This is a genomic window from Pseudomonas sp. LBUM1669, assembly GCF_059695705.1.
Genome location: NZ_CP166784.1, coordinates 2,513,543 through 2,533,854, shown reverse-complemented (window position 1 = coordinate 2,533,854; position 20,312 = coordinate 2,513,543). Strand labels below are relative to the sequence as shown.

General features: G+C 61.2%; 17 protein-coding genes. 11 read left to right on the top strand and 6 right to left on the bottom strand.

Going from position 1 to position 20,312, the window contains the following annotated elements; translation table 11 throughout:
- The first annotated feature begins 342 nt into the window (after nt 1-342).
- On the top strand, nt 343-3,195 hold the full coding sequence (locus ACA051_RS11810; RefSeq protein WP_497374868.1) for an ATP-binding protein: 2,853 nt from the start codon (nt 343-345) through the stop codon (nt 3,193-3,195).
- Here the strand turns inward: ACA051_RS11810 and ACA051_RS11805 are convergent.
- Together ACA051_RS11805 and ACA051_RS11800 are read right to left on the bottom strand one after the other, a co-directional pair.
- Entirely contained in the window at nt 3,160-4,644 is a 1,485-nt protein-coding gene (locus tag ACA051_RS11805) for an ATP-binding protein (RefSeq protein ID WP_497374866.1), read from the bottom strand. The genes ACA051_RS11810 and ACA051_RS11805 overlap by 36 nt on opposite strands.
- 185 nt (nt 4,645-4,829) lie before the next feature.
- Nucleotides 4,830-5,780, bottom strand: a complete 951-nt coding sequence (locus ACA051_RS11800; RefSeq protein WP_497374864.1) for a GlxA family transcriptional regulator — start codon at nt 5,778-5,780, stop codon at nt 4,830-4,832.
- Between the two features lie 339 nt (nt 5,781-6,119).
- Here ACA051_RS11800 and ACA051_RS11795 point away from each other — a divergent pair, with 339 nt between their 5' ends.
- Nucleotides 6,120-6,842 (top strand): pirin family protein, encoded by a 723-nt coding sequence (locus ACA051_RS11795; RefSeq protein WP_497309901.1) that lies wholly within the window; start codon nt 6,120-6,122, stop codon nt 6,840-6,842.
- Nucleotides 6,843-7,140: 298 nt separating this feature from the next.
- Nucleotides 7,141-8,472: an IS110 family RNA-guided transposase gene (locus ACA051_RS11790; protein WP_497373144.1), complete on the top strand. Its 1,332-nt coding sequence runs from the start codon at nt 7,141-7,143 to the stop codon at nt 8,470-8,472.
- A gap of 169 nt (nt 8,473-8,641) precedes the next feature.
- On the opposite strand, the gene ACA051_RS11785 is transcribed toward ACA051_RS11790, so the two are convergent.
- The gene (locus ACA051_RS11785) at nt 8,642-9,517 is read right to left on the bottom strand and encodes a LysR family transcriptional regulator (RefSeq protein WP_497374862.1); all 876 of its coding nucleotides are present in this window, start codon (nt 9,515-9,517) and stop codon (nt 8,642-8,644) included.
- 112 nt (nt 9,518-9,629) lie between these two features.
- Here ACA051_RS11785 and ACA051_RS11780 point away from each other — a divergent pair, with 112 nt between their 5' ends.
- From ACA051_RS11780 to ACA051_RS11770, 3 genes are all read left to right on the top strand, one after another.
- Entirely contained in the window at nt 9,630-10,871 is a 1,242-nt protein-coding gene (locus tag ACA051_RS11780) for a YbfB/YjiJ family MFS transporter (protein ID WP_497374860.1), read from the top strand.
- A gap of 112 nt (nt 10,872-10,983) precedes the next feature.
- Nucleotides 10,984-11,982, top strand: a complete 999-nt coding sequence (locus tag ACA051_RS11775) for an NAD(P)H-quinone oxidoreductase (RefSeq protein WP_497309895.1) — start codon at nt 10,984-10,986, stop codon at nt 11,980-11,982.
- Between the two features lie 106 nt (nt 11,983-12,088).
- Nucleotides 12,089-13,042 carry an alpha/beta hydrolase gene (locus tag ACA051_RS11770; RefSeq protein ID WP_497374858.1) on the top strand — a complete coding sequence of 318 codons (954 nt, stop codon included), beginning with the start codon at nt 12,089-12,091 and terminating at the stop codon, nt 13,040-13,042.
- Here the strand turns inward: ACA051_RS11770 and ACA051_RS11765 are convergent.
- The 3 genes from ACA051_RS11765 to ACA051_RS11755 all read right to left on the bottom strand — a co-directional run bounded on the left by ACA051_RS11765 (nt 13,014) and on the right by ACA051_RS11755 (nt 16,792).
- On the bottom strand, nt 13,014-14,828 hold the full coding sequence (locus tag ACA051_RS11765; protein ID WP_497374856.1) for an ABC transporter ATP-binding protein: 1,815 nt from the start codon (nt 14,826-14,828) through the stop codon (nt 13,014-13,016). The two genes, ACA051_RS11770 and ACA051_RS11765, sit on opposite strands and share 29 nt — an antisense overlap.
- Before the next feature lie 189 nt (nt 14,829-15,017).
- Nucleotides 15,018-15,377: a DUF6124 family protein gene (locus ACA051_RS11760; RefSeq protein ID WP_497309889.1), complete on the bottom strand. Its 360-nt coding sequence runs from the start codon at nt 15,375-15,377 to the stop codon at nt 15,018-15,020.
- A 401-nt stretch (nt 15,378-15,778) separates the two neighbouring features.
- Complete coding sequence (locus ACA051_RS11755) at nt 15,779-16,792, bottom strand: AraC family transcriptional regulator (protein ID WP_497309887.1); 1,014 nt, start codon at nt 16,790-16,792, stop codon at nt 15,779-15,781.
- Nucleotides 16,793-16,957: 165 nt separating this feature from the next.
- On the opposite strand from ACA051_RS11755, the gene ACA051_RS11750 reads away from it, so the two are divergent.
- The 5 genes from ACA051_RS11750 (at nt 16,958) to ACA051_RS11730 (ending at nt 20,298) form a co-directional block, all read left to right on the top strand.
- Nucleotides 16,958-17,809 carry a 3-hydroxybutyryl-CoA dehydrogenase gene (locus ACA051_RS11750; protein WP_497309885.1) on the top strand — a complete coding sequence of 284 codons (852 nt, stop codon included), beginning with the start codon at nt 16,958-16,960 and terminating at the stop codon, nt 17,807-17,809.
- Entirely contained in the window at nt 17,796-18,401 is a 606-nt protein-coding gene (locus ACA051_RS11745) for a TetR/AcrR family transcriptional regulator (protein ID WP_497374854.1), read from the top strand. Before ACA051_RS11750 ends, ACA051_RS11745 begins: the two co-directional genes overlap by 14 nt.
- Before the next feature lie 143 nt (nt 18,402-18,544).
- Nucleotides 18,545-18,958, top strand: a complete 414-nt coding sequence (locus tag ACA051_RS11740) for a VOC family protein (RefSeq protein WP_497309881.1) — start codon at nt 18,545-18,547, stop codon at nt 18,956-18,958.
- Nucleotides 18,959-19,074: 116 nt separating this feature from the next.
- Complete coding sequence (locus ACA051_RS11735; RefSeq protein WP_497309879.1) at nt 19,075-19,503, top strand: YajG family lipoprotein; 429 nt, start codon at nt 19,075-19,077, stop codon at nt 19,501-19,503.
- A gap of 33 nt (nt 19,504-19,536) precedes the next feature.
- Entirely contained in the window at nt 19,537-20,298 is a 762-nt protein-coding gene (locus tag ACA051_RS11730; RefSeq protein WP_497309877.1) for a bestrophin-like domain, read from the top strand.
- Nucleotides 20,299-20,312 lie beyond the last annotated feature (14 nt).

The window sequence follows — 20,312 nt, the reverse complement described above, 5'->3', positions numbered from 1 at the left end:
CCACAGGTTTCGTGGCACATTCAATTTCGATGCAAGCTGACCCGCCGCCTTCGAGAGCAGGCTCGCTCCTACAGACCAGCGGGTGTTGAAGCAGCAGAGTTTTGGGCGTAGACCAGACGCAGGACGAGTTAAACGTTGTTAATTTTCATTGGCGCGCCAAAAGCCTGAACACCTGCTTTGCTACGGTTGCACCCAGTAAACACGGCACCCGCCCGTGGCGCCGGGTGCGGGCAGTCGCCGCGAACACCCGACAGTCACTCGAACCCTCGTTGCGTTGCCGGAAAAACCTGACGAATATGCTCGAAAACCGCGAACCAGACGGCTGCAAGCAGGAGCGACACGTTGACCCTTTCCCCCGAGCAGGCCATCCATTTCGGCCCCTACCGGATCTATCCCGGACAACGCCTGGTACTGGAGGCCGACCAGCCCCTGCGTCTGGGCCGGCGCGCCATGGATATTCTGCTGATCCTGCTGGAGCACGCCCCAAACGTGGTCAGCAAACAGCAACTGATCGCCGGGGTCTGGCCCAAAAGCGTAGTCGAAGACATCAACCTGCGCGTGCACATGGCGGCGCTGCGCAAAGCCCTCGGCGACGGCCAGGCCGGCCAGCGCTATATCGTCACCGTCGCCCAGCGCGGCTACAGTTTTGTCGCGCCCTTCTCGCTGGAACCGATCCATCAGCACCCCACGAGCGAGAGCCTAGAGCCGAGCGCCCATAACCTGCCCATCCGCCAGACGCGCATGATCGGCCGTCAATCGCTGGTCGAGAGCCTGGTCACGCAGCTGCCACGCCAGCGCTTCATCACCCTCGTCGGCCCCGGTGGAATCGGCAAGACCACCGTGGCGTTGCGCGTCGCCGAACTGTTGATCGGTCGCTATCGGGACGGCATTCGCCTGCTGGACCTCGCGCCGATCAACGACCCGTCGCTGATCACCGCCCATCTGGCGACGCTGCTGGATTTGTCCCTGCACGACGCCGAACCGATGAGCAGCCTTGCCGCGTTCCTGCCCGAGCGGCGGATGCTGCTGGTGATCGACAACTGCGAGCACCTGATCGACGCCGTCGCGCTGCTCTGCGAAAGCATCCTACGCGCCGCGCCGCACGTGCACATCCTGGCCACCAGCCGCGAGAGCCTGCGGGCCGAAGGTGAGTTCGTCCAGCGTCTGGAATCGCTCGATTGCCCACCGCCCATCGCTGTTCTGGACCGCGCTCAAGCGCTGACCTTTTCTGCGCTGCAACTGTTCGTCGAGCGGGCCATGGCCAGCCATGACAGTTTCGAGCTGAGCGATCACGAACTGCCGCTGTTGATTGAAATCTGCCACCGTCTGGACGGCATTCCGCTGGCCATTGAACTGGCGGCAGCGCAAGTCGGCCACTTTGGCCTGAGCGGGTTGCTGACCCAGCTGCAAGGCAGTTTTCGCCTGCTCACCCAGGGCTGTCCGTCGACGCTGGGCCGACACCAGACCCTGCGCGCAACGCTCGACTGGAGTTTCGAACTGCTGAACGCCTGCGAGCAAACCTGCCTGCGCCGACTGGGCGTGTTCAGGGGCGGCTTCACGCTGGAGTCGGCCGCGGCGGTGATCGTCGGCGAGCACATCGAGCCCGGCGAGGTGTTCGGATCTATCACGCAACTGGTGGCCAAGTCGCTGCTGAACGTGGAAGTGGGCGACGAAGCAGTGTTCTACCGCTTGCTCGACACCACCCGCAGCTACGCCCTGGAAAAACTCGACCAGACCGTGGATCTGCCGGACACGCGAAAACGCCACGCTGAACGTTGCCTGGCCTTGATGCACCAGGCGCAAACCGACTGGGAGCTGATTTCCACGGGCCTGTGGATCGAGCGTTACGCCCGCAGTCTGGATGACATTCGCTCGGCCCTCGACTGGGGCTTGAACGCTCAAGGCCCGCAGGCGCTGGCGATCCGGCTGACCGCGACCTCGACGCCACTCTGGCAGGAATTGTCGCTGCTCAAGGAGCATGGCGTTTACGTGCGCAAAGCGCTGGCCTTGCTTGAGGCAGCCCCCACGCCCTGCACTCACTTGCAGATGTCCCTCAAGCTCGCCCTTGGCAGTTCCTGCTACCACACCCAGGGCGGCACGGACGAAACCATCGCCGCGTTCGTCAGCGCCAGAACCCTGGCCAGGCACAACAACGACATGGCCGGTCAACTGCGGGCGGTGTCGGGGCACATGGCGGTCAACCTCAGTTGCGGCCATTACCAAATGGCACTGGAGCAGAGCCAGCTGTTCGACCGTCTGGGTGCAGAGGGTGACGCCGTGTTGTCGCTGAGCACGCATCGCTTGCGCGTCCTGGCCCTGCACTTTGCCGGCAATCAGCAACTGGCCCGGGTGAATGCCGAACAGGTCATCCAGCGCATGGCCCACAGCGGACACCTCAACCGCTTCACCCACGGTTTCGGCGTGCAATACGATCAGAGCGTGGCCGCCCTGACGATTCTGGCGCGCATCCTCTGGCTGCAAGGTCACCCGGAACAAGCCTGGCGCACCGCCCGACAGGCACTGGACATCGCGCTCCAGATCAACCACGGCACCTCCATTTGCTACACCCTGGCGCTGGCCGGCTGCCTGATCGCCCACTACAACGGCGACAACAAAACCGCCCGCAAGCTTTTACGGCTGCTGCTGGAGCAGGCGCAGAAACATTCGGTGCTGCTGTTTTATACGTGGGCGCAACACTATGCGCAGGTGATTGACCAGGCTGAAGCACCGTCAGCTCCACCACCGGGCGCCGGGCTGATCAAGGAAATCATGGTCACGCTGGACACCGCGTTCGTCGATGAAGCCTTGTTGCAACGGGCCGATACGGGGGCGGCGGGATGGAGCACGGCGGAGATATTGCGGGCCAGGGCTGATGCGTTGCTGGCCGATGACAATCCGCCAGAGGTGGATTGTTTGAGCGGACGCTATCGCGAGCAGGCTCACTCCCACACAAGCGCGGTGGCGGAAGAAGTATTGGTTCGGGCGTTGAATGTGGCCAGGCATCAGGGCGCCCTGGCTTGGGAACTGCGCAGCGCCACCTCGCTGGCGCAACTGTGGCAGCGCCAGGGCTTGTACCGGCAAGCCCATGAACTGCTGGCGCCGATCTACAACCGGTTCACCGAAGGTTTTGCCACGCCGGACTTGAGCAAAGTCCGTTGGCTACTCGACGAGCTCCATGGGCAACTGCACGCCTGAGAGCCAGCGCGCACGGCTGATGTAATGCGAGTAGCGCCGCTCGAACGTGCGCAGGTGGCCGCTGTGCTCGAGCTTCTCCAGCGCATAGGTGCGCGTGGTGTTGAGCAATCGATAACGCGTCGTGCCGTTGACCTGATCCATCGAGAGCAACGACTTGGCGACCAGCCGCTGTACCAGCGTCGCCAGTTGATTGGGCTTGAGCACCTCGCAACTGCTCACGCCAATCGCCGCTTCGAGGGTGAAGGACATCTTGAAGACCGAGAGGCGCTGCAACACGATTTGCTCCAACGGGCTCAGCCGTTCATAGCTCCAGTCCAGCGTCGCCTTGAGGGTTTGATGCCGGGGCACGGCCGTGCGCCGGCCCTGGGTCAGCAGTTGAAAACAGTTATCCAGTTGAGCCTGCAAACCGACCAGCGCCAGCGCATCGATCTGCGCCGCTGCCAGTTCAATGGCCAGCGGCAAGCCGTCGAGCCGACGGCAGATTTCCCGCACCGCCTTGAGGTCCTGTTCGCGCAAGGCAAACCCTTGTTGAAGGGCTCGGGCGCGACTGACGAACAACTGCACCGCCGAGTAGCCCATGGCCTCGGCCACGCTGTGCAACGCCGACCCGGGTGGCACGGCCAGGGACGGCAAGCGCTGAACCGTTTCCCCCGTCGCCATGAGCGGTTCACGACTGGTGACGAGGATCGACAGCCGAGGCGCCGACGCCAGCAAATCGTCGACCAATGTCCGGCAGCGTTCCAACAGGTGTTCGCAGTTGTCGAGCACCAACAACATATGCCGATTCGCCAATACATCCAGGGTCGTGCCGACTTCCAGCTCAAGGGTTTGAGTCAGATGATCGACCACTTGCGCGGGGTCATCGAGCGCCGCGAAATCAACCAGCCACACGCCATCCTGATAGTGCTGCAACAGCAGTTCGGCCACGCGTAGCGCCACGGTGGTTTTGCCGATACCGCCGGGACCGACCAGGGTCATGAGGCGCCGAACCGGCAACTGCCGGACCAGGCTGCCGACCATCGAGTCTCGACCGGTCACGGGGGTGAGCCGTGCCGGCAAATTGTGTTGATTTTTTTGTGCGCTCTCAAGCGAGACCAAAGTACCCGCAGGCACCCGCTCCACCGGGGCAATAAAGCTGTAGCCGCGCTGGGGAATGTTGACGATGTAGCGCTCACCATCCTGGCCGTCGCCAAGGGCCCGACGCAGCGCCGCAATGTGCACGCGCAGGTTGATTTCTTCGACCACGGACGTCGGCCAGACATGGGCAATCAACTCGTCCTTGCTGACCACATGGCCGGCGCGCTCGACCAGCACCTGGAGGATATCCAGTGCCCGACCGCCCATGCGCAGCGGCCGATCACCGTCCAGGATCAGCCGTTGCCGCTGGTGGAATGCGTAGGGGCCGAACCGCAGCACCGTATCGCTGTTTAAATCTCTGAGGCTGTTCATGCACGTTTGCGTGCTGAAAACCTGGCTCGGCTCACAGTGCAGAAATATCCATCGCACCCACCTTCCAGGCTCCCGCACCTCCATTGCAAAGAGTTCATGGCTATCTTGGCAGGCCTCGGTGACGGTACAACTGCCATGGGGGGAGCGTCACGGCCATTGCGGTGCGCACCACGGCCAAGAACGCTCTAACTGAACTGTTCGCGGTATTGCGTCGGGGTCAGTCCGAGCTTTTCGGCGAACAGGAATCGCATGTGCCGCACGCTGCCAAAGCCACTTTTGAAGGCCACGGTCTTGAGTGGCAAGTCGCTGGTTTCCAGCAGATTCCTGGCGCAATCGATGCGCGCGCTTTGCAAAAACTCCATGGGCGTCATGTTCACGTCCCGGGCAAACATCCGGGCGAAGTGCCGCGTGCTCATGTTCGCCAGACTGGCCATGCGTTCGATGCTGAAGGCTTCGTCGAGGTGTTCGAGCACATGTTTCTGCACGCGGGTGATCGGCGTTTCATGCGGCGCGACAGCGGCCATCAACGGGCTGAACTGCGCTTGCCCGCCCTGGCGCTTCATGACCACCAGCAACACCTTGGCCACGTCCTGGGCAACTTTCTTGCCGTGGTCTTCAGCGACCACCGCCAGTGCCAGGTCGATGCCGGCGGTGACGCCGCCGGAGGTAATGAGGTTGCGGTCCTGAACGTAAATCTGATCGATTTCCACCGTCGCCTTGGGGAAACCTTTGATCAGTCGCTCGGTGTAATGCCAGTGGGTGGTGACGCGATAGCCGTCCAGCAGACCGGCATGCCCCAACACGAACGCGCCGGTGCAAATCGAGCCGTAGCGCCCGGCGCGATTTACAGCGTCTTTGAGCCAACACAGCAACGGTGGATGTTTTTCGTTGTAGGCACCCGGGCCGCCCGGTACGAGCAACAGGTCATAAGCTTGATCGGCCTGATCGATGTGCAGATCGGCCTGCACGCTGACGCCGTTGGAAGCGCGCAGTGCGCCATGCTCAGTGCCAATGGTCGCCAGCTCATAACGGTCATCCGCTGCCAGGTATCGATTGGCGATGGAAAACACTTCCATGGGCCCGGCCATGTCGAGCAGCAGAAAGTCCGGAAACAACACCATAGCCACGGTTTTCATGGGTTCACAATCACTGAAGTCAAAAGAAGATCCATCTGCCAACACCCATCCCTGTAGGAGCGAGGCTTGCCCGCGAAAGCGGCGTGTCAGTCAGCATAAATGTTGAATGTAATGACGCCTTCGCGGGCAAGCCTCGCTCCTACAGGGTTTGGTGCAGGCAGCGTATGCATTATGGCCAATGTACGGCGCCAGCGTCGTAGAAGATTACCTGATTACACGCCCAGCACTGTCAACCCATACGAGACAGTATTTCAATTTCCATCTACTTATTGCACCAGCCAGTAACCATTAACCTTCTCCTCACTCGGACGAATCAACGTCCCCACAGGAGATTTCATCATGCTGACCCTTCGCAAAGCCTCGGATCGCGGCGCCGCCAATCACGGTTGGTTGAAGTCGTTCCACACCTTTTCCTTCGCCAATTACCGCAACCCGAAAGAGCAGGGTTTTTCCGACCTGCTGGTGATCAACGATGACCGCGTGGCGGCCGGTAAAGGTTTTGGCCAGCACCCGCACCGCGACATGGAGATTTTCTCCTACGTGCTTGAAGGTGCGCTGGAACACAAGGACACCCTGGGCACCGGTTCGGTGATCCGTCCCGGCGACGTGCAATTGATGAGCGCCGGCAGCGGCGTGGCCCACAGCGAGTACAACCATTCGGCCACGCGGCCGGTGCACTTCCTGCAAATCTGGATCGTGCCGGAAGTCAGTGGCGCCAAACCGCGTTATCAGCAAGAGCATTTCAGCACCCAGAAAAAACGCGGGCGCCTGCAACTGATCATCTCGCCCGATGGGGCCAAGGGATCGCTGAAGGTGCGTCAGGATGCTCGGGTGTATGCCGCGCTGATCGACGGCAAGGAAAGCGCCACCCTGGAACTGGCCGCCAACCGCTACGCCTATGTGCACGTGGCCCGTGGCAGCGTCGAACTCAATGGTGTGCAGCTGCAAGAAGGCGATGGCGTGCGGGTTCGTGATGAGCAGGTGCTGGCGTTGAGCAACGGCGTGGATGCCGAAGTGCTGGTGTTTGACCTGCGCCCGCAGGAACTGCCGGAAATGCCATGACCGTGAATGACCTGGGGGCTTCTGCCCTCAGGATTTCCTGTGGCGAGGGAGGCCCCGCGCCGTCTTCGACGCCGCGCTGTCGCGCAGCAAACAGGTTCATCGTAAAGTTTGAAGAACGCGCGCGGGGCAAAGGCCGTAACCAGCACTGGTGTGACAGCACCCGAGAGGGAGAGTGGCCTGCACGGTATCGGCGTGGAGTCGCTGACGGCATGGCGTAAGCCATGACCTCGTATAAGAGAGTGAATCCGTTCGCCACCGTGTACCCCGCGCGCGTCGTTCAATCCTGCGAGGAATTGTCATGGCGCGCAAGAACCAGAAGCGTTTTGAGATTATCCATCATCACTGTGCCGGCATTGATGTCGGCCTTCGCGAACACTGGGTCGCCGTGGATTCAGGGCGATGTGATCCGCCTGTTCGTCAATTCTCCACCTTCACCGACGACTTGATTGCTTTGGCCGACTGGCTCCAGTCACTGAACATCAACGTGGTGGCCATGGAGGCGACGGGGGTCTACTGGATCCCCCTTTTCGAAGTGCTGGATGCACGCGGATTCGAGGTTTACCTCGTCAACTCGCGCGCCACCCGGCAGACCTCAGGTCGCAAGTCCGATGTGCTCGACTGCCAGTGGATTTGGCAGCTCATGACCCATGGCCTGCTCAGCGGTGCGTTTCGCCCTTCGGATGAAATCTGCTCAATGCGCTCTCTGGTCCGTCAGCGAGCCAATAAAGTCTGCGATCAAGCCAAGTCCATCAATCGCATGCAAAAAGCCTTGAGCCAGATGAACATCCAGCTGGCCCAAGTCATCAGCGATATCACCGGGGTGACGGGCCTGAAGATTTTGCGGGCTATTGTCGGCGGCGAGCGTAACCCTGAACAACTCGCAACGATGAAAGACGGGCGCATCAAGGCAGATCAGGCGACCATTGCCCGCAGTTTGCATGGCAACTGGCGAGCCGAGCACTTGCATGCTCTGAGTCAGGAATTGGCCTGCCATGACTTTCTGGAAACCCAGATCGCCGAGTGTGACCGGGCCATCGCCCAGGCACTTGAGCGACTACCGGTTCTTGAGCATGAACCAGTGGCACCCGGCAAGCCGCTGCGCAGCCCGCACCGCTCGACCGACCAACAGCAAGCGTTGCACCGGGCATTGAACAAGGTAATGGGTGTGGACCTGACGGCTATCCCCACCATCGGGATTGATACGGCGCTGGTATTAGCCAGTGAATTGGGGCCGGATTTGTCACGTTTTCCCACCTCTCAGCACTTTTGCTCCTGGCTGGGCGTGGCACCGCCTACGCGGATATCAGGAGGTAAACCGCTTCCAGGGAAAGCACCGAAAATCATTAATCGAGCAGCTCAAGCGCTTAAGCAAGCGGCTTCCAATGGGCGACAGGACAAAAGTTTCATCGGCGCCAGCCACCGCGCCCGCCTGACGCGGATGGACACCAGTTGCGCGATCAAAGCCACCGCACACCAATTGGCGCGGCTGATCTACGCCATGCTGACGAAGGGGCAGCCCTATGTTGAGAAGGGAATTGAAGAGTTTGAAGAAAAAAGCCGCAGCCGACAGCTGCGCGCTCTGGAGCGAAAAGCACGCAAGCTAGGCATGCAACTGGTCAAAGCAGCATGATTTTTCAAGAGCAAAAACAATGGGTTATTTTTTGTTTGATAAGAGCTTGCTCCCGCTGGGCTGCGGAGCAGCCCCCTATCTGACTGAAGAGAAGGGGACTGCTTCGCAGCCCAACGGGAGCACGCTCCCTCGCCACAGGGGTTGTGTTAGTTCTTCGGTTAGCGGCGACTCACTCGCCGGTACCGGAAAACACCGCGACAATTTCATCGATGACCGCACGGACCCTGGCGGTGTGCCTCAAGTCCGCGTGGGTCACCAGCCAGACGTCATACGGCACCGGTCGTGTGCGCTCCGGCCATAGCCTGACCAGCCCGTCCCTCTCCCCCATGTACACCGGAATTTCCCCGACCCCAAGCCCCGCCGCGATGGATCGGCGCACCAGCAGACTGGAACTCAGACTCGCCACAATCCGCCCGCGCCCCAACGGTTCCGAGACCAGGGTCATGTCTTTGTTGCCTTGCAGATATGGCTGATACACCACCAGATCATGCCCTTCGAACGCCGAGCCTGGCGCTGGCACGCCATGGGCATCCACGTAATCCCGAGAAGCAAACAAGCCCACCGGCCAGCGTGCGATGCGACGGGCGATCAGGTCCGGGTTGTCCGGCCGGGTGTTGCGCACGGCGATGTCGGCTTCGCGTTTGGCCAGGCTGAGGATCTGCGTGGAGGCGTCCAGTTGCACGCGCACGTCGGGGTGCTGTTCATGCAAGTGGGCCATGGCCGGGATCAGAAAATCGATGGCCAGGGAATCGGTGGTGCTGACCCGCACCAGCCCGGTCAGTCGATCGTCGAGCCCTTGAATCCGCCGCTCCAGCTCCATTGCTGAATGCTCCATTTTTTCCACGGCCGTCAGCGCCGCCTCCCCCACTGCCGTCAGCGCATAGCCTTCAGAAGTGCGCAGAAACAGCGTCGCACTCAATGACTTTTCCAGCGCCGTGATCCGTCGGCCGACCGTGGCCTGATCGACCCCCAGCACCCGCGCCGCGCCCCGGAGCGTCGACGCTCGGCACACCGCCAGAAACACCCGTGCGTCATCCCAATTCATACCGCCCCCCACTGATGCACAATTGCATCACCATAGCGCAAACTCGCTGCGTTATTACATCAACTGATCGGGATAGTCTTGAGGCCAGCGTAAACCTTTCAGGACCTTTCCCATGCACAGCACATCGACCACCCCGCGCAGCGCGATCTGGCTGCCGATCTTCGCCGGCCTCAGCGCCAGCCTGGTCAGCATCGGCCTGGCGCGGTTTGCCTACACGCCACTGATTCCCTCGTTGATCCAGGCGCACTGGTTTTCCGCCAACGACGTGGTTTACCTCGGCGCCGCCAACCTCGTCGGTTACCTGATCGGTGCGCTGATCGGCCGGCCATTGGCCAACCGCACCTCGAACAAAACCGCGTTGCGCCTGATGATGCTGGCCGTGACCTTGTCGTTTTTCGCCTGTGGTTTTCCGTTGTCGGTGAGCTGGTTCTTCGGCTGGCGCTTGCTGTCCGGCGTTGCCGGCGGCGCGATCATGGTGCTGGTGGCGGCGACGGTGTTGCCCCATGTGCCGACGTCCCGCCGAGGTCTGGCCAGCGGTGCGATTTTCCTGGGCATCGGCCTGGGCATTGCCGGCTCGGGGACGATTGTGCCGCCGCTGCTGAGCCTTGGCCTGCAGCAAACCTGGTTTGGCCTGGGTCTGCTGTCACTGCTTCTGACGGCCACGAGTTGGTTCGGCTGGCCAAAAGAGGCGCATCATCAAGCGGTTGAGGTATCGATCGAGCAAACCACCACGCCGACCGACGCAGGGGTTTACCTGCTGTTCGCCCAATACGCCTTCATGGCCGCCGGGCTGGTGCCGGCCATGGTGTTTCTGGTCGATTACGTGGCCCGCGGGCTCGGCGCCGGGCCGCATGTCGGCGCGCTGATCTGGGTGATATACGGACTGGGTGCGATCATCGGGCCGGTGAGTTACGGTTTTCTGGCCGATCAACTCGGTGCGAAATTGAGCATCCGCCTGGTGCTGGTGGTGCAGGCGATTGCCGTTGGCCTGCTGTCGATTTCCAGCTCGTTCACGGCGCTGGCCTTGCTGGCCGTGATCCTCGGTTCGTTCCCGCCGGGCATCGTTCCTCTGGCGCTGGCCCGGGTTCACGAACTGCTGCCGAACCATCACCAGCAGCAGATTGCCTGGAGCCGCGCGACGGTGTCGTTCGCCACGTTTCAGGCGATCGCAGGGTTTGCATATTCGGCGTTGTTCAATGCCAGCGGCGGTCAGCATGGGTTGTTGTTTGTGATTGCGGCGGGCGCCATTGTGGTTGCACTGTTGCTGGAACAGGCCATTCGGTTGCTGAACAAATCAAACAATGTGCGGGCTTGCTCGCGAAGACGTAGGCAGATCCAGCATCAATGTGGCTGACACACCGCTATCGCGAGCAGGCTCACTCCTACAGGGGGTCGGTGGTTTGGACTGAATTATTGGTTCACTGATGCGATCCCATTTACAGATGCTTTCCCGACAGGACTCCGACATGACGTTGCCCCACACCATGACCCTGATTGAAATCACCGAACCCGGCGGCCCTGAGGTGTTGAAGCCGCGCCAGGAACCGGTGCCCACGGCCGGCGCAGGCGAAGTGCTGATTCGTGTGCACGCCGCCGGGGTCAACCGCCCCGATGTGATTCAACGCGCCGGCAAGTACCCGATGAAACCCGGCATGAGCCCGATTCCCGGGCTGGAAGTGGCCGGTGAAGTGGTCGCCATCGGCACCGGCGTCAGCGAATTCATCGTCGGCGACAACGTCTGTGCGCTGACCAACGGCGGCGGTTACGCGCAGTATTGCGTCGCACCGGCCAGCCAGACGCTGCCGATCCCTGAAGGCATGGATTGGGTGCATGCAGCGGCCGTCCCGGAAACGTTCTTCACCGTGTGGGCCAACCTGTTCGATATAGGCGGCGCCAGCAAAGGCCAGCGCGCGTTGATCCACGGCGGCACAAGCGGCATCGGCACCACGGCGCTGATGCTCTGCCGCGAGTTCGGCGTCAAGGCCTTCGCCACGGCGGGCAGTGAGCAAAAGTGCGCGGCGATTCGCAAACTGGGCGCCGAGGCGATCAACTACCGCGACCAGGATTTCGTCCAGGTCATCCAGGAAAAAACCGCCGGCAAAGGCGTCAACGTGATCCTCGACATCATGGGCGGCTCGTACCTGAATCAGAACATCGCGGCCCTAGGCATGGAAGGTCGCCTGGTGATGCTCGGCTTCCTCGGCGGTGCCCGTGCCAACGATGTTGACCTGATGGCGATCATGGGCAAACGCGCGACGATCACCGGCTCGCTGATGCGCTCGCGCACCCGTGAAGAAAAAGCCTCGATCGCCGAACAGCTGCGCGAGTACGTGTGGCCGGTACTGGCTGCCGGGCGTTGCCTGCCGATGATCGACAAGGTTTACCCGTACACCGACGCGGCGCAGGCCCACGCACGAATGGAAGCCGGCGATCACATCGGCAAGATTGTGCTGCGCATGGACTGATCCCCTGTGGGCGCGAGCAAGCTGGCTCCCACAGGTCGAAAAGATTCCTGTCCGCACCACGCGTCTGTTAAAAACCGAGCTTAAGTTTTTTCGGCGAACGACACAAATGCCCGCTCCCCTTCTCACTCGCCTGCGCCGTCGCTGGCTGCCGCTGCTGTGCATGGCCGCGCTGGTCGTCGGCTTGCCCGTGGGTTGCGGCGTCCTCAAATACAAAGAGCGCGAATTGTTGTTCCGCATCGAGCCGGGCACCGCCGGCTGGTATCGCGGTTTGCCGAGGGACGTTCAGGAGTTCGATATCAAGCCTGCCAGCTTCAAGGCCGGGCAAAACCTGCATGCCTGGTGGTGGCCGGCCGCGCGTCGCGATGCGCCGTCGATCCTGTATTTGCACGGTGTGCGCTGGAACCTGACCGGCCAGGCGTTCCGCATCGAGCAGTTGCGGGCCATGGGTTATTCGGTGCTCGCCATCGACTACCGTGGCTTCGGCCAGAGCAAGGGTGATCTGCCGTCGGAAGCCAGTGTCTACGAAGACGCCCGCGTCGCCTGGGAGCGCTTCAAGGCGATGCAACCGGACGCCAACAAGCGCCTGATCTATGGCCATTCCCTGGGCGGCGCGGTGGCCATCGACCTCGCCGCAGACCTGGCGGCGCAGGCGAAAAAGGACCACAGCGCGATACCGGTGCGCGGTCTGGTGATCGAGTCCACCTTCACCTCGCTGGGCGATGCCGTGGCGCAAGTGGCCGACAGCAACCTGCCGGTGAAATGGTTACCGGTGCGCTGGCTGCTGTCGCAGAAATTCGACTCCATCGACAAGATCGTCGACATCGACATGCCGCTGCTGGTGGTCCATGGCCTGGCCGATCCGCTCATGCCCTCGCGGTTCAGCCAGCAACTATTCAATGCCGCCAACGAACCCAAGCGCCTGCTGTTGATACCCGGCGGTACGCACAACAACAGCATGAGCCTGGGCGGCAGCCAATACCGTCAGGCCCTCGAAAGCTTGATGAAGGGCAAACCAGCGCAAATCGCCGGGCCTAGCGGTAACCCCGGGCTTGCAGGTTGAACAGCTGCGCATAACGCCCGCCCGCCGCCACCAGACTGTCGTGATCGCCGCGCTCGAGGATCGCTCCCTGATCCAGCACGATGATGTGGTCGGCATTGCGCACGCTGGAAAACCGGTGCGAAATCAGCAACGTCATGCGGCCTTCGGTGTGCTCGCTGAAATGCTCGAACACCGCCGCTTCCGCCGCCGGGTCGAGTGCCGAGGTCGGCTCGTCCAGAATCAGGATGTCGGCGTTACGGCGCATGTAAGCGCGAGACAGGGCGATCTTCTGCCACTGCCCGCCGGACAACTCCTGGCCACCGGCAAACCAGCGCCCCAATTGCGTGGCGTAACCTCGATCCAGCCCCTCGATGAACGGCGCGGCCATGCCTTCGGTGGCCGCTTCCTTCCAGCGTTGTTCATCGTTGAACGCCAGCGTATCGCCGACGCCGATGTTCTCGCCGACGGAGAACTGGTAGCGGATGTAATCCTGAAAGATCACGCCGATGCGCCGGCGCAGCGCGTCTTCTTCCCAGGCCTGCAAATCGCTGCCGTCGAGCAGGATACGACCCTGATCGGGCCGATACAGACGGGTCAGCAACTTGATCAGCGTGGTCTTGCCCGAACCGTTCTCCCCCACCAGCGCCATACTGCGCCCTGGCACCAGGTGCAAGTCGATGCCTTCAAGAGCCGCTCGGCTTGCCCCCGGATAACGGAAGCCAACGTTCTCGAATCGTAAACCGTCACCCGGCACCGCCCCCACCGTGAGATGCCCGGCATCGGCCACCACCGGTTCGGCCAGATATTCGTAAAGGCTCGACAGGTACAACCCATCCTCGTAGAGACCGCTGATGGCGCTCAAACTGCTGCTCACCGCCGTCTGCCCCTGCTTGAACAGCACCAGGTACATGGTCATCTGCCCGAGGCTGATTTGGCCGTGGACGGTATCGACCACCACCCACGCATAGGCCAGGTAAAACGCGGCAGTACCGAGCAACCCAAGGACAAATCCCCAGCCATCGCGGCGCAAGGTCAGGCGCCGGTCCTCGGCATAGAGACGGGCAAACGTCTCGCGATAACGCTTCAACAGCAGCGGCGCGAAGCCGAACAGCTTGACCTCTTTGATGTAGCCCTCGTGGGAGAGCAGCGTCTCGATGTAATTCTGCTGCCGACTCTCCGGCGCCCGCCTCGTGAACAGCCTGAACGCATCCCCGGAAAAATGCGCCTCGGCGAAAAACACCGGCAGCGCCCCCACCACCAGCAGCACTAGGGCCCACGGCGAAAAATGCACCAGCAACACGCCGAAGCTGATTAAAACGATCAGGTTCTGGATCAACCCCAACGACTTCATCACCAACGCCAAAGGCCGCGTCGACGCCTCGCGCCGCACCCGCACCAACTTGTCGTAGAACTCGGAATTCTCGAACTGCACCAGCGACAACGTCTGGGCCTTCTCCAGAATCATCGTGTTGACCTTCTGCCCCAACTGCACCCGCAACAAAGACTGCTGAACCGACAACGCCCGCTGCGTCCCGGACAGCAACGCCAGCACGCCAGCCTCGAACAGCACGTAACGCACCACCGGCCCCAACGGCGCACTGCCCTGCTGCGCGTGCAATTGCATGGCCAAAACCACTGCGTCGACGATGCGTTGGCCCAACCACGCGGCCAGGGCCGGGAGGACACCGGCGATCAGGGTGGCCAGGACCAGGCCGAGAAACAAACCGCGAGAGGTGCCCCAGACCAGGAGCAAAGCGCGTCGGGCCTGGTCGAGTAGTGAGGTGAAACGGGATAGTGCCGCAGGCATGGATTGATGAACTCGGCAGATGAGGGTCGCTAATCACGACAACGTCGTCATGGTACGTCAGCCGGAAATTCCACAGGCGAGAAACAACTGTGGCGAGGGAGCTTGCTCCCGCTGGGTCGCGCAGCGGCCCCAAAAAAGGCACTGCTGCACACCCAACATCGGTTACCCACTCACCCCAGCAATCCGCCCCTACTCGGGCAAATCAATCTTATCCAACACCCGGTTCGCCGTGATCTCCGCCATCATGATGCTGTTGGAAATACCCAACAGCGCATAACGCGACTCACCTTCCAAATGATCCACCAACTGGTGAACCATCACATCGACCGAGGCCAGGGTCTCGACCAGATAAACCGCCAGGGTTTCGGCCGTGGCCTCGGGGTCTACGGAAAACAGCGTGCTGCGTGTTCGCGGAGTGGCTTTGATGTCGGCATTTGACGGAAAGTGGAAGTCGAGCGCGCGCTCGGCGGCTTCGTTGAGCTTCTTTGAATCGAGTTCGTAGGGGGAGACCGGATCGGTGTCCGGTGGGTTGGGCGTTACCTTGAACATTGGCTCTAACCTCATCTATGAGTGAGGCTGCAACCTGTTCGCGACTAAACGAAATGGAGGCAGCTGTGCACAGGTTAGTCGACCGATGAGCCAAGAAATCGGCGCGCCCGAAGGCGCCCTGCGCACAGCCACCATCAGGAGCAGGATGGGATACCCGACTGATAGAGACATCGTGCGACTTGACTACAACGGGCGACTAAACCCGACCACTGATGAGCAGTGGCAGGGAAACGATAGAGTCCGGGGTCAAACCGCACAAGCCGGCGGATTCTGGCGTAGCCGTAGGCAACGGCGCAAGGTTTTGTAGCTTTCAGGACGTAACGTTGATGGGTTTTAAACAAGCACCCTTTCATGGTTAAACAGCCGAGTCAGGTCGCTCACAAAATGCCCGCTCAAAACCCTCACTGAGAATCCTGAAACCGTGCCCGATATCGCCCCGGACTCTCCCCCGTCCACTTCTTGAACGCCCGATGAAACGCACTCGGCTCCTGAAACCCCAGCTGTTCAGCAATGTCACTGATACTCGCCCGGCTCTCACGCAACTGCTCAAACGCCACCCCGCGCCGCACTTCGTCCTTGATCTCCTGATACGAGCACCCTTCCCGCTCCAGTTTGCGGCGAAAGGTGCTGGGGCTCAGGTGTTGTTCCAGGGCGAACGCCTGCAAGGTTGGCCATTGGCTGTAATGGCTGTTGCGCAGGCGCTGATGGACTTGCGACGCCAGGCCGTGCTGGTTGCGAAAGCGGATCACCAGCCATTGTGGTGCCGTGCGCAGGAATACTTTCAGTGAGGCCAGGTCCTGGACCACCGGCAGGCGCAGGTAGTGGCTGGCGAATTCGATTTCGGTGCGCTCGGCGCCGAAGGTCAGGTTGGGGCCCCAGAGCAATCGGTCGTCGCTGAGGGAAACACGCTCATGGCGAAAGTCCGCGCGGTCGATGGGAATGCGCCGCCCGCCGAGCCAGCACAGCAGGCTGATCATCAACACCAGGAACGTCTCTTCACCGAAACGGCTTGCGTCTTCGTTTTGCGCGTGGGTGTCCAGGCTGATGATCGCGCGTTTGCCGCGCACGGTCAGCGTGCCGCGAAAGTCGCGCAGGAACAGGGCGAAGTTGGCCAGGCACTGGCGCATGGCTTTGTGCAGGTCGGGTTCCTGGATCAAGCCGCGACAGATCAGCGCGAAGCTACCGGGCGGCATGCCGTGGGAGTCGAGGCGGAAAAATTCATCGTTCATTTCGCGGATCTGAATCAGCCATAGCGCAGCAAACGCGCTGGCCGGCACGCGTGCGGTCGGCTGCTCGATCAATGCCGGGGCGATGCCCGCTTCTTCCAGCGCAGCTCGCGAACGCTGCGGATTGTGCCCTTGCCCATGGATCATTGCCTGCACGAAGTAGGCCGCCACCGAGTCCTTTTCCCGCATTTGAACGCTTCTCTCCCCATCGCCCGAATGGCAAAAAACACCAGCACCGTTGAACAGTTGCGGCATAGAACAACCGCACTGCCGGTTCTAGACTCGCGGCCAATAGTACGCCTTCGGCCGTTGCGGCGGCCAAGGTATCGCGGGGTTTGATCGGAAGGACGGAACATGAATCTGCAAAACATCGGCGTGATCGGCGCGGGCACCATGGGCAACGGCATTGCGCAAGTCTGCGCCTTGTCCGGCTTCAACGTGACCTTGATCGACATCTCCGAGAGCGCGCTGCAAAAGGCCCTGGCCACCGTTGGCAAAAACCTCGACCGGCAGATTGCCAAGGAAACCCTGACCGAATCGCAAAAGCTCGACGCCCTCGCCAGGATCCGCACCAGCACCGACTACAGCAGCCTGCACAACGTGCAGCTGGTGATCGAAGCCGCCACCGAAAACCTCGACTTGAAACTGCGCGTGCTGCAACAGATTGCCGCGCAGGTCAGCGCCGAGTGTGTGATTGCCTCCAACACTTCGTCGCTGTCGATTACGCAACTGGCCGCCAGCGTCAGCCAGCCTGAGCGTTTCATCGGCCTGCACTTCTTCAACCCGGTGCCGGTGATGGGCCTGATCGAAGTGATTCGCGGCCTGCAAACCAGCGACGCGACCCACGCCCTGGCGCTGGCCATGGCCACCACCCTCGGCAAAACCGCGATCACCGCCGGCAACCGCCCGGGCTTCGTGGTTAACCGGATTCTGGTGCCAATGATCAATGAAGCGATTCTGGTATTCCAGGAAGGCCTGGCCAGCGCCGATGACATCGACGCCGGCATGCGCCTGGGCTGCAACCAGCCGATCGGCCCGCTGGCGTTGGCCGACCTGATCGGTCTGGACACCGTGCTGGCGATTCTCGAAGCCTTCTACGACGGCTTCAACGACAGCAAATACCGCCCCGCTCCGCTGCTCAAGGAGATGGTCGCCGCCGGCTACCTGGGACGCAAGACAGGACGTGGCTTCCATGCCTATGCCTGAGCGTTGCTCGCGCTTCGCCGAGTACCGGGACATCGTGCTGGAGTTGTTTGCCAGCAAGGGGTTCGGGCAGGTCGGCATGCGTGAGCTGGCAACGTGCCTGGGGCTGTCCCCGGGCTCGTTGTATCACCATTACCCGAGCAAGCAGCACTTGCTGTTCGACCTGATCGAGGAGTTCTACGAAGAACTGCTGTCGACCCTGGGGCGCATCGATCAAAAGGCCTCGGCGAAACGCGACAAACTGCCCAACCTGATCCGCGCTCACCTGAATCTGCACCGGGAAATGCCTTGGCATTTTCGCCTGGCGGAGCGCGACAGCGGCTGCCTGAACGACGAGCAACAAGCGCGTGTTCAACAATTGCGCGAGCAATACGAGCGCACGCTGCTGAAGATGCTCGGCGCCCCATCCCGCCTCGGCGAACAGGGTTTGATGGCCGCCGGACACGCCATCGCCAACTTGCTCAACAGCGCACCCGGCTGGCTGGCGCAACATCCACTGGATGAAGCGCAACGCGATGAGCTGCTGGAAAACCTGGTGACCGGCGCCGTCGAGCGCTTGCTGCGCCCGTCGCCTGCCATGCGTGCGGTGGCCTGAGCTTTCAAGCAATAAGCCCCGCCCCTCCCATAAAAAAAACGTCTAAACAAACCCGGCACGAGCCCACGTCTAACGCTTTGCTACTTGGAGTCCATTCATAGACCAATGTGGGCCTCCAGTCCCACGGTTACCGGGAGCAAAAAATGAAAATCAATCCCTACCTCATCTTCAACGGCGACTGCAAAGCCGCCTTCACTTTCTATGAGCAAGCCCTGCAAGGCCAGATCGAAATGATGATGACCTTCGGCGAAAGCCCGGCGCGCGAGCACTTTCCCTCGGACTACCACAACTTGATCATCCATACCCGTCTGGCCGTGGGCGATCAGGCGATCATGGGCTCGGACACCACACCGGATCGCCCCACGGATGACATGAGCGGTTGTTCGGTCTCGCTGAACGTCGACAGCATTGCCGAAGCCGAGCGCGTCTTCGGCGCGTTATCAGAAGACGGCAACGTGCAAATGCCACTGGAAAAAACCTTCTGGGCGGCGCGTTTCGGAATGCTGGTGGATCGGTTCGGTGTGTCGTGGATGGTGAACTGCGAAAAGGATCAGTGACCTTTCAGGTGTAAAAAGCCCGGCCTGAAAGGGATGGGCTTTGTGGAAACTCCCGGACCGTCTGCTACCGTCAACAAGCAACCCCGCCTAGCAGCGACCCTTTGGAGGAAACCACCATGCCTGCTCATGACGCGCTCTGGTCCACCCGTTTGAAACTGTCACTGCTGGCGGCAGGGCTGACCGCCACCCTGCTGGCGCTGAGCGGTTGCGCCACTGTCGATGCGCAGACCACCGCGTATGTGGGCGTCGAGCATCCTGCGCCGACGCTGGCCAGCGAAGTCGTGGTGTTGCGTACTGAACCGCTGCGTCCGCACATTCGATTGGGGGAAGTGCTTATTGATGCGAGCGTCGACCCCGCCCCGCCAATTACCGACGTAGAGCAAAAACTCCGGGAGGAATCTGCCAAACTCGGTGGCGACGCGGTGGTGGTGGTTTATGACCATATTCAGCCGGTGGCCGCCTATGTCAGCGGACCGTTGTGGAGTCGTGACATAGAAACCATTCAGGGCCGAAAACTCAAAGGAATTGTCATCAAATACCAGTAATAACCGCCTCCCAGATGACAATGGAGACTGAACTTGACTGACTTGGTCGTTGCCCTGATCGTGTTCGCTTGCCTGTTCGGCGCCGCCTTACTTGGCTCTTACGTGCGGGAGCGATTGCCCAGTCAACACCTGAGCGATGACTCCATCGCCGTCGTAAAGCTCGCCACCGGCCTGATCGCAACCATGTCGGCGCTAGTTCTGGGTCTGCTCGTCTCGTCCGCCAAAAGTACTTTCGACACGGCCAACGCCGAACTGGAGGGCGCAGCGGCCGAGGTAGTTCAGTTCGATCGGGTGCTGGCCCGCTATGGACCGGACACTCAAGAGATCCGCACTCGTCTTAAGCACAATTACGCTGAAGTCGTGCAAATGCTTGCCTCGCGCAACCGAACTCAATTGGAAAAACTCGACGCCCCCGAAGCGATAGCCCGCTCTGAGGCGCTGCAACGCCAAGTGGAAGCACTCTCTCCCACGACCGACAGCCAGCGTACACTCAAGGCGTCCGCCTTGCAGATCATGGATACTGTGTTCGCTGCACGCTGGCTGACCCTGCTTCAGTCCAATCAATCGATCCCGCCTGTCATGCTGGTTATTCTGACGTCATGGCTGGCGATAATCTTCGGATCATTCGGGTTGTTCTCTCCGCGCAATGGCACGATTGTCGTGGTGTTGCTGTTATGTGCGCTGTCGACCGCTGCGACGATTCTGCTGGTTGAAGAGCTGAATCGACCATTGGATGGGTTTATCAGTGTGTCGCTTGATCCGATGGGGCATACGCTGAATCGACTTGGACAATAAGCAGGTGCGGCGCT